This is a genomic window from Streptomyces sp. NPDC127084, from assembly GCF_042724175.1.
GTDB lineage: Bacteria > Actinomycetota > Actinomycetes > Streptomycetales > Streptomycetaceae > Streptomyces.
Genome location: NZ_JBHXFA010000213.1, coordinates 1 through 9,028, shown reverse-complemented (window position 1 = coordinate 9,028; position 9,028 = coordinate 1). Strand labels below are relative to the sequence as shown.

The 9,028-nt window shown below is 62.7% G+C and carries 9 protein-coding genes and 2 pseudogenes; 8 read left to right on the top strand and 3 right to left on the bottom strand.

What is annotated here, in order from left to right; all coding sequences use genetic code 11:
- Positions 1 to 851: IS5 family transposase (locus tag ACFWI9_RS31030; RefSeq protein ID WP_387167631.1), on the top strand; the 851-nt coding region annotated here is incomplete at its 5' end.
- 10 nt (positions 852 to 861) lie between these two features.
- A pseudogene (locus tag ACFWI9_RS31025) lies at positions 862 to 1,044 on the top strand (zeta toxin family protein); the annotation flags it as partial.
- A 100-nt stretch (positions 1,045 to 1,144) separates the two neighbouring features.
- On the opposite strand, the gene ACFWI9_RS31020 reads toward ACFWI9_RS31025, so the two are convergent.
- Entirely contained in the window at positions 1,145 to 1,270 is a 126-nt protein-coding gene (locus tag ACFWI9_RS31020) for a hypothetical protein (RefSeq protein WP_387167629.1), read from the bottom strand.
- Between the two features lie 399 nt (positions 1,271 to 1,669).
- Here ACFWI9_RS31020 and ACFWI9_RS31015 point away from each other — a divergent pair, with 399 nt between their 5' ends.
- The 4 genes from ACFWI9_RS31015 to ACFWI9_RS31000 are packed head-to-tail and all read left to right on the top strand — an operon-like array spanning position 1,670 to position 5,626.
- A complete protein-coding gene (locus tag ACFWI9_RS31015; RefSeq protein WP_387167626.1) occupies positions 1,670 to 2,752 on the top strand; it encodes a zinc-binding dehydrogenase in 1,083 nt (360 codons plus the stop codon).
- Positions 2,753 to 2,778: 26 nt separating this feature from the next.
- A complete protein-coding gene (locus tag ACFWI9_RS31010) occupies positions 2,779 to 4,101 on the top strand; it encodes an MFS transporter (protein WP_387167623.1) in 1,323 nt (440 codons plus the stop codon).
- A 3-nt stretch (positions 4,102 to 4,104) separates the two neighbouring features.
- Entirely contained in the window at positions 4,105 to 4,875 is a 771-nt protein-coding gene (locus tag ACFWI9_RS31005) for an FAD-binding protein (RefSeq protein ID WP_387167620.1), read from the top strand.
- Complete coding sequence (locus ACFWI9_RS31000) at positions 4,796 to 5,626, top strand: aldo/keto reductase (RefSeq protein ID WP_387167618.1); 831 nt, start codon at positions 4,796 to 4,798, stop codon at positions 5,624 to 5,626. Before ACFWI9_RS31005 ends, ACFWI9_RS31000 begins: the two co-directional genes overlap by 80 nt.
- A gap of 36 nt (positions 5,627 to 5,662) precedes the next feature.
- Here ACFWI9_RS31000 and ACFWI9_RS30995 read toward each other — a convergent pair.
- Positions 5,663 to 5,809 (bottom strand): annotated as a pseudogene (locus ACFWI9_RS30995) (IS5/IS1182 family transposase); the annotation flags it as partial.
- On the opposite strand from ACFWI9_RS30995, the gene ACFWI9_RS30990 reads away from it, so the two are divergent.
- Complete coding sequence (locus tag ACFWI9_RS30990; RefSeq protein ID WP_387167615.1) at positions 5,792 to 6,688, top strand: transposase; 897 nt, start codon at positions 5,792 to 5,794, stop codon at positions 6,686 to 6,688. The pseudogene ACFWI9_RS30995 and the gene ACFWI9_RS30990 overlap by 18 nt on opposite strands.
- Positions 6,689 to 6,780: 92 nt before the next feature.
- Here the strand turns inward: ACFWI9_RS30990 and ACFWI9_RS30985 are convergent, their stop codons facing one another.
- Positions 6,781 to 7,716, bottom strand: coding sequence for an ETX/MTX2 family pore-forming toxin (locus ACFWI9_RS30985; RefSeq protein WP_387167612.1), 936 nt, complete (start codon positions 7,714 to 7,716; stop codon positions 6,781 to 6,783).
- A gap of 874 nt (positions 7,717 to 8,590) precedes the next feature.
- Between ACFWI9_RS30985 and ACFWI9_RS30980 the strand changes: the two genes are divergently transcribed.
- Positions 8,591 to 8,995, top strand: coding sequence for a transposase (locus ACFWI9_RS30980; RefSeq protein WP_387167609.1), 405 nt, complete (start codon positions 8,591 to 8,593; stop codon positions 8,993 to 8,995).
- Positions 8,996 to 9,028 lie beyond the last annotated feature (33 nt).

The following is a 9,028-nucleotide window of genomic DNA, read 5'->3' as shown; positions in this document are numbered from 1 at the left end:
ACGTGTTCGATGCGATCCTCTACATCAACCGCACGGGAATCCCCTGGAAATACCTCCCGCACGACTTCCCCGGCCACGGCACCGTCTACTTCTACCACGCCGCCTGGCGCGACGAGGGAATCTTCGCCCAGCTCAACTACGACCTGACCGGCCTGGCCCGCGTCAAAGAAGGCCGCAAGCCCGAGCCGACCGCCTCCGTCATCGACACCCAGAGCATCAAGACCTCCACCAACGTGCCCCTGACCAGCCAGGGAACCGACGCCGCGAAGAAGATCGTCGGACGCAAGCGGGGCATCCTCGCCGACACCATCGGCCGACGACGCGTCCGACGCAGACGAAAGCTCCGCCTGAAGGCGGCACTGCTCGGACGGTCCAGAGGCGGGCAGACCAGCAAGGTCCACACCGCCAGCGAGCGCACGTGCCGCCCGTTGGCCATCGTCCTGACCGAGGGGCAGGCCGCCGACAGTCCGCAGTTCATCCCCGTGCTGGCCAAGGTCCGGGTCCGCGGGCCCGTCGGCCGCCCCCGCACCCGGCCCGACGCGGTCGCCGGCGACAAGGCGTACTCCTCCCGCCGTAACCGTGCCCACCTGCGCCAACGGCAGATCAAGGCCGTCATCCCGGAGAAGCGGGACCAGGCCGCCAACCGAAAGAAGAAGGGCAGCCGGGGCGGCCGGCCCGTCACCCACGACGCCGAGCTCTACAAGGAGCGGAACACCGTCGAGCGCCTGATCAACAGACTGAAGGCCTGGCGGGGCATCGCCACCCGGTTCGACAAGACACCCGAGAGCTACCTCGCCGGCCTCCACCTCCGCGCGTCGATGATCTGGATCAAGAAGCTCACCACCTCTTGATCACGACCAAATACGCTCCCTAGTCGGCGACGACTTCAAAGCCTCGCACCCCGACTACCTGCGGCTGCTCAACGAGGGCCCCCGCAACGCCGGTGCCGCGATCCGGGCCGACTACCGGGCATGGTTCGCCCAGGCGGAAGACTACGTGCGCCAGCGCCGCGGCGAGGCCCTGATCGAAGCCGCCCCGGGCAGCACACAGGAGTTCCTGTCCAGCGCGCTCCCCTTCGCGACGCGACGGCCAGCCACGGCCCTCCGCCACGCCCGCTTCCTCCAACACGGCGCCTCTCCCCGCTTCACCACCCGCGCTGGCCCGACTTGTTGGAGTCCGTGCCCGGGGCGTCGTACTGGATGCCCTTGATCGGCACGAATATCGGCTCGGTGTTCCTGGGGCGCATCGCGCAGAGGATGTCTATGCGCATGGTGCTTGCCGCGCACCTTTTGGTCGAAGAGAGTAGCGTTGCCTTGGTACGGATGATTGGGGTTGTATTATGGCGGACGGGAGAACAACCGAACTGGGCTGGGCCATTGGGTTCTTCATGCGTCGCAAGGGATCCAGTTTGAGATAGCGGAAACACTCGATCTACTCGACCCGGGAAACCCGCGGCTGAGTTAGGTGCCGGGAGTCGAAGCCTAGGGGACCTCGATTTACTGTCCTGGATGAGGAAGTTGACGAACTTTATCGGCCCCCGAAGAGGGTTTCGAGGAACCAGTCGGTCCCTAACCTGGTCTCCGAGAGGCGTGGCGAGATGGCACACAGCGAAACGTCAAGAGCCATGGTCTGGACTGGCCGTCGGACTCTCGAGTGGCAGGAGCTTCCCTTGGAGGATCCGCCATTCGGTGGGCTCCTTCTTGAAGTGACGGCCAACGGAATATGTGGAACTGATGCCCACTTTTTCGCGATGGAACCGATGCAGCCCCTTGTTCTAGGGCACGAGATCGTCGGCGGCATCGTGGCCACCGGCACTGACTTCACTGGGTTCGATTCTGCCGGAGTGCGTGTCGGCATCGGCGACACCATTGCGCTCTTCCCATGGGTGCCTTGCGGTCAATGCTGGGGCTGCCGACGATTCGGCCCCGGGGCAACGACTTGCACGCAGGCTTTCGTTTACGGCATTCCCCCCGAAGCCATCGGCGCACCACCTTCGGACACGGCCATCACCAGTACCGTCCGCCTGACTGGAGGCTTCGGCCGCCATCTGATTGTCCGCCGGGGGACCTGGTTTTGGCGAGTACCCGATGGCATCTCACCAGCGGTAGCCTCTCTCCTTGATCCGCTTGCTGTCGCCCTTCGTTCGTTGGATGTCACACGCACACCTACCGGCACATGGGACGAGGTGCTGGCCCCCGACTCCAGCGCGGTCGTCATGGGACTGGGGGCTGTGGGACTCATGACCGTACTGGCCCTTCGTCGGTGCGGCGTGGGCACGATCGTTGCTTCCGGGTCTCGTCACCAGCGCCTGGCTGCAGCCGAGCACATGGGCACCGATGCGGTCCTCGACACCCGTTCTCTGGACCGCGAAGCACGTCGGCGAAAGGTATTCGACATCACCGCAGGCCGCGGCGCGGATCTCGTCGTGGACGCGACGAACAGCCCAGCCGCGTTCTCGGAAGCACTGTCTCTCGCGCGGCGACTGGGGACAGTAGTAGAGGTGGGCAACGTCGTCTCCGAGGGAGTCACCACCCCCATCGACGTGGCACGTGACGTCTGCCAGAAGAGCGTCAGGATCATTGGCGTCACCTTCAACCCGCCGCAGTCGTACAGGGAAGCTAGCGCTCTGTTGTCTGACCGGACCTTGCCGTTCGAAAAACTGATCACGGCTACTCGCCCGCTGAAACGTGCTGGTACCGCACTGGACGATCTCTCCGGTGATGTCATCAAGCTGGTCGTGTCCGGGGAGTGAAGGCGGTGCACGGCCCTTCTCTCCAAGTGCGAATTCTGGTCGTTGCGCTGGCTGGGGGGGTGCTGTTCGGTTACTCGATTTCGGCAATGAACCAAATTTTGGACGAGGTCGACCATGAGTTCGGACTGACCACTGTGAGTGAGGGCGTCGTGGTCAGCTCTCTGGTTGTCGGCGCTTTGGTGGGCTGCCTTGCTGCGGGGGCGGTTACCGACCGCTGGGGAAGGCGAACGATGCTCTGCGCCGCCGGTGTCATGGGGACTGTGGCGGCGTCAGTGTGTGCAGTGGCAGCATCGCAGGTCGTCCTGATCAGTGGACGATTGCTCCTCGGCTTGGCCGTCGGTGTAACAACGGCCGTGGCCCCAGTGCTGGTTGCTGAACTGGCCTCGATCCGCAAGCGCGGATCATCGGTGACGGCATATCAGCTCGCAACCGCCGTCGGTGCTTTGGCGGCACTTCTTTTGGGCCTGCATCAATCGGCACACGAAGAGTGGCGATGGATGTTCGCCGCCAACGCTGTGCCAGCAATAGCACTTGGGGCTGGTGTTATTCTCATACCACCCGGACTGGGAAATGTGCCGGCTCGAAGGCGAGGAAGCACGGCCTTCGGAGTCCCCTGTGCAGCCCAAGGTTACGACCAGGTGGGGAAGGCATACATTCCGGTGGTCGCCGGCGGCGGTTCGCAAGAGCGTCCGGCCGGCTGGAGCAAGTTGCGGCGCCCGCCATATCGGTTGCCCGTCGTCCTCGCCCTGAGCGCGGCTCTCATGAACGCTCTTGTGGGTGTGGGCGCGGTCGTGTACTATTCCACGCTTGTCTTCTCTCTGGCTGGTGTGAAAGGGCGCTTGGGTGCCGAAGTTGCTTCACTCTCTGTTGGCGCCTGTAACGTTGCCGTATCCGTTTTGTCCTTGTGGCTCATCCAGCGCCACAGCCGCCTGTCGCTGCTGACATCCGGATTGACGGGAATCATCGGTTCACTCACAGCTGCAGCTGTATGCCTCATGGCGTTCGACAGTGAGGTGACCGGAGTGGTGACCGTTGTATCCCTCCTGGCGTTCATGGCTTGTTTTGCGTTTTCGGCTGGACCGTTGGCATGGTTGATAATTGCCGAGGTATTGCCTACAGAAATCCGTGCACCGATCGCGGGTGTCGCGCTGGCAGCGAACTGGGCCGCCAACCTTCTGGTCACACTGGCATTTCCGATCGTGGTGGGAATTCCGGGATCTCCGGCGCGGGTGGGGGCGGCCTTCCTGTTCTTCGCCGTTCTCACCATTGGTTTTCTTCTGCTGTTCCGCCGGACTTTGCCCGAAACTAAAGACCGTGCACTGGATGTCGCCAGCAGACAGAAGGTGTGAAGCATGAGCGCAAACAGCTGGGCGAACTGGGCCGGAAATGTCATGTTCGGCGCGAGGGAAACGGCATACCCAAGATCGCTGGCGGAGCTGATGGAAATTGTGGCGAGATCAGGACCGCGTGAGGTGAAAGCCTTCGGCTGCGGTCATTCGTTTTCCCGAGTGGGTGACACGATCGGAGTCCTAGTGTCCCTGCGGGAGATGCCTTGGGTATGCGAGGCAGTTCGAGGTGGGGAGGGAGCGCTGACGGGTCTCAGCGTGGGTGGTGGACTAACCTTTGGCGAAATATGTCTGATTATGGATGGCTTTGGAGGTGCGCTGCCCGCACTGGCGTCACTCCCGAATATCTTGGTCGCCGGAGCATGTGCGACAGGAACTCACGGGTCTGGATGGGGGACACGGACTGTGTCGGCGGGAGTTCGGGAAGTCGCCATCGTTGCGGGTGATGGCTCGCTCTGCCGCATAACACGCGAGGACCAGCCCTTCCCGGGAACTGTGGTGTCACTCGGCGCCTTGGGGGGTGGTAGCGGAACTGGTTCTGGATGTAGTGGACAGCTTCGACATGGAGCAGTTCGTGTTCGAGGGGCTGCCCTTTTCCAACCTAGTGGAGCGCCTAGAGGAAGTGCTCGGGGCGGGCTCATCGGTCAGCCCTCCAGCCGATCGCGCTCGAAACGGGTTGACGTGAAAGGAGTTATCGATGGTGACTGTCCCGACGCGCCGTCTCCACGACGGAACGACTTTGCCCGCCATAGGCCTAGGAACCTATCCACTGGATAACGACGAGGCGGAGAGAGAGGTCGCGGGGGCGCTTGAAGCGGGCTACCGGCTCATTGACACGGCGATGATCTACGGCAATGAGGCCGGGGTCGGTCGCGCGATTGCCCGCAGCGGGATCTCTCGCGAAGAAATCATCGTCACCACAAAGCTCCCGGGTCGGGATCACGGTTACGAGCAGGCGCTGGCGTCCTTCGAGGGGTCCCGCCGCAGGCTCGGCCTCGACTACGTCGATCTCTATCTCATTCACTGGCCACTGCCGAGGCTCGACCAGTATGTGGAGTGCTGGCAAGCCCTGATCCGGCTACGCGAGGAGTCCGTCGCACGGTCGATAGGAGTCTCCAACTTCACGGCGGAACACATCCAACGCCTTGAGCGGTCGACTGGGGTTCTTCCCTCGGTCAACCAGATCGAGATGCATCCCGCGCTCCCGCAGCACGAACTGCGCGGCTTCCACGAGGCCAAAGGGGTCCGGACACAGGGCTGGCGGCCCCTCGGGGAGGGAAGGGCCCTGCTCGAGGACCCCGAGGTTCTCGCAATCGCCGAACGACACAACGTCACACCCGGGCAAGCCGTGCTGCGCTGGCAAACGCAGCTAGGCTCGGTTCCGATCCCCAAATCAGCCGATCGCGGACGACAGCGCGAGAACCTCGACATCTTTGGCTTCGAGCTCACGGCTGACGAACTGATCCGGATATCCGCCCGGTCACCGCACCGGATCGGCCCCCACCCCGAGGACTACGAAGAGTTCTGAGAGGGCGTCTAATCTAGGCGGATTGCCGCTTATGCCCTAGTAGGTTCCTTGCCAGGTTGGTGTGGTCTCGTCCGTTATGCGTTTGCTGAGGTTGTCGATGGAGGCGATGTGGATCATGGCTTCGGAGCTGGTGGTGAGGGTCTCGTAGTCGCGGGCGAGACGGCGGTGCATCATGATCCAACCGCCGGGGCGGTGTTCCGGGCGGTGGTGTCCGACAGTGCCTACGGCGACCAGGACGGATTCCGCGGTGAACTGGGCGCCGCCGGGCTGCCGTTCGTGATGGCCCTCAAGCGACGCCGGGGCACCTGGGCCTACGGTCCCGATGCCCATACGCCTGCGGACGCTGCCCGTGAGCTGGCCTGGCGCGGCCCGGACGCTCCCGGCGACTGGACCGCGGTCACCCGCACTTTCCGCGACGGGCACACCGCCACCTGGTGGGCCGCTGATGCCCGTTTGGGCTGGTGGGGCCCGGACGGCACCACCAGGCTGGTCGTGGCCACCACCGACCCGGCCACCCTGCCCGAGAAGTCCACCTGGTACCTGGCCACCAACCTGCCCCGCCCCGGCGGGCCCCGCGCAGCCGACAGCCCGCACGAGCCCGCCGACCTGGCCGAACTCGTGCGGATCTACGGCATCCGCAACTGGATCGAGCAGAGCTACAAGCAGATCAAGGACGAGCTCGGCTGGGCCGACTTCCAGGTCCGCTCCGACACCGCGATCCGCCGCCACCAGACCCTCGTGAACTGCGCGTTCTCCTTCTGCTGGGACACCTGGTTCGACCAAGTCGCCCCATCCCACGCAGTGCCCGGCACCCCAAAACCCGCCGACCGAGCAGACCGGCCAGAGAGGGGGACCGCCACCGTCCCACCAGCCCCGTCCGCCTTGCTGGCCCCAGGCGCTGCGAGCCGTTCGCAGCTGGCTGACCCCATCGATCGTGTTACAACGCTGGTGGCAGGCATGGTCGAACACGCCCCCACCCACCGACCTCCAAGCCCTGATCGACACGGTCGCCAGAGGGCAGCCCCTCAACCTCTACGCCCGGATCTAACAAACCACCGTTAGCGGGTGAGTCATTCCCTGGAGAGGCCGGTACCACCGTGGTCCTGACTCCCTGGGGGAGCCAGGACCACAGGTTGGGACATTGCCGAACGAGACTACCTGAGCTGTCCGTCGTCAGCGGCGACAGCCTTCGTGGTGGCCGTCACTGCGGGCACGGTGACCTTCGCGGACCTGCCCGCAGGGCTGTTCCGCTTGTTGCTCTCGTAGCTCATCTCCATGACGAACTCGGATCCGTAGTTGGACTCGAAGTTCGCGACACCATCGAAGTGAACGACCTTCTTGTCCGCATTCAGAGTGAGTCCTTCGGGTAGCCTGGGTGCCCCCTTCTGCTGTGCCTTGCTGAACACGGTGTAGAGATCGAAAGGGGTGCTCTGATTAACGTTACCGTTGGTGCTCTCAATCCTCGTTCCAACCTTCCCACTCAGATCTGTAGAAAGCTTGATTTTGCCGTTTGCAGTGACGTCATACAATGTCGCCCTGACCGTTGCCGTGGTGTTGGGCGGAATGCTCACTGATTGCTGCGGCGACGCGTATGTGACGGTCTCCGTTGAGGTCTTCGCTGTCGAGTCCGTGAGGGACAGGGTCAGCGTGGTCGTCGCGGCTGCCTTGAGACCGATAGTCTCGGAACCGATTTGGATCATGATCTGGTTCGCAACCGAAATTCCTCGTGTCACCTGCGTCGTGGTGGACCATGCAAGGGACTTACTAAAGGACTGAGCGTTCGCGATCTGGGTGGAACTCGTGGTGTTCTTCAGCGTGGACGTGCCAAAGTAGTACGGATTTCCCCTGGTCAGGTCCGGCGAACCGATCAGTTTGGCGTTAGTGTTGGCGGCTTGAATGGCTTCAGTGCTTACCGTCACGAGCCTGAACTCGGGCCAGGCGTAAGCGAACTGCTGACGGAAGACCTCCTCGAGGTTAATCATACTCGTGGTTTCGCTGGCAGAGGTACTTGCGGGGTTCGCCAGCGACGCACCCATCAGCATGCTCAAAATAGCTGCCAAGCCAGCAATGTTATGCTTCCCGATCGTCATGTTATGAATCATTCCTTTGCGATGATACTGAGAGCGGTCCAAATTCCGGCCGACAGACTCTCCGAGCCTCTTAACGACCAGCAAGAAAGGCACCGGGGGGGGCCGGGCCTTAGTCAGGAACAACTCATCGTCAATACACTTCGGAGAGGCGAACCGCACATAGGCCCGTCCGGCGAATATCACACATAACGTCAAACATGATCGCAAATATCGAGAAAGTGTTGAGTGTGCAGCGAAATCACTGTCAAATGAGTCATACTTTTTCGCACATAAGGAACGACTTGCCCGCATCAAACGTATCCTTTGAGGATCAATAAAGCAGATCGCGATGCAACCTTCTTGGAAGTGGGGCGAGTATGGCATTCGAGCATCCGCCCGCGCAAGTAGAGAACCGCTTTAACGCACCCTGAAACCGGACAGCGTTATATACAGTGTCTCCAGAAGACGATTACACCGCCTTTGAAGTCTGGTAGCCCGTGGCCGGCCATGCTGCACCTACGCCGGCGGGAATGCGTCGGGGTGTCGACTCCCAGGCGGCCCGCGCCCCAACCAACCAGCGACACGGACCTGAGGAACCCTCCGGATATGGGCACACCCATGCCTCAACTTCTCCTCAAACATCCTTCCCTTCGACCGAGTTGGTCGCACTGCCGCCCCCGGAGCCCGCATGGGGAAGGATGGCGGTCAGCGCCCGATCCGCGCCTTGCAGCTCCTCACACGGCAGCGGCACTACTTCTCCAGCGCAATGGCCGCCAACCACCACCAAGCCTCCGACACGGGGAGTTGCCCGCCTACACCGCCCATCGGCCGGGGGCTGACTTTAGTACTCCAGTGAGATTTCGTGTCCTGAGCTGGTTGTTGTCGTTGTCAGGGCATGGTGGGGACGGTAGAGGCTGAGGTTTGGGCGTCGGAGTTGGATGCTCTACTGGGGGGTGTTGGGGGCCGGTTCGGTCGGGTGGATCTGCGGTGGCGGATGCGGGACTACGCCCGTGGGCTGCTGGCTCCGGTGGGGCGGAAGAACGGCTGGCAGCTGGCTGAGTGGGCAGGTCACCGGGACCCTGCCGGTATGCAGCATCTGCTCGGCGGTGCCCGCTGGGACACTGACGCGTTGCGCGATGACGTACGTGATTACGTCGGCGATCGTCTCGGCCCGGGTGGAGTGCTGATCATCGATGACACCTTTCGGGTCTGTCCAGTGAACGGTGTAACTGAACCTCTGAAGCTTCCCCTTGATCGTGGACACCTGGAGACTGGGATCTTGAGGTTCCAGAGGAAGTAGCACCAGGTGGGAAGCAAGTACACGAAGCGGTAC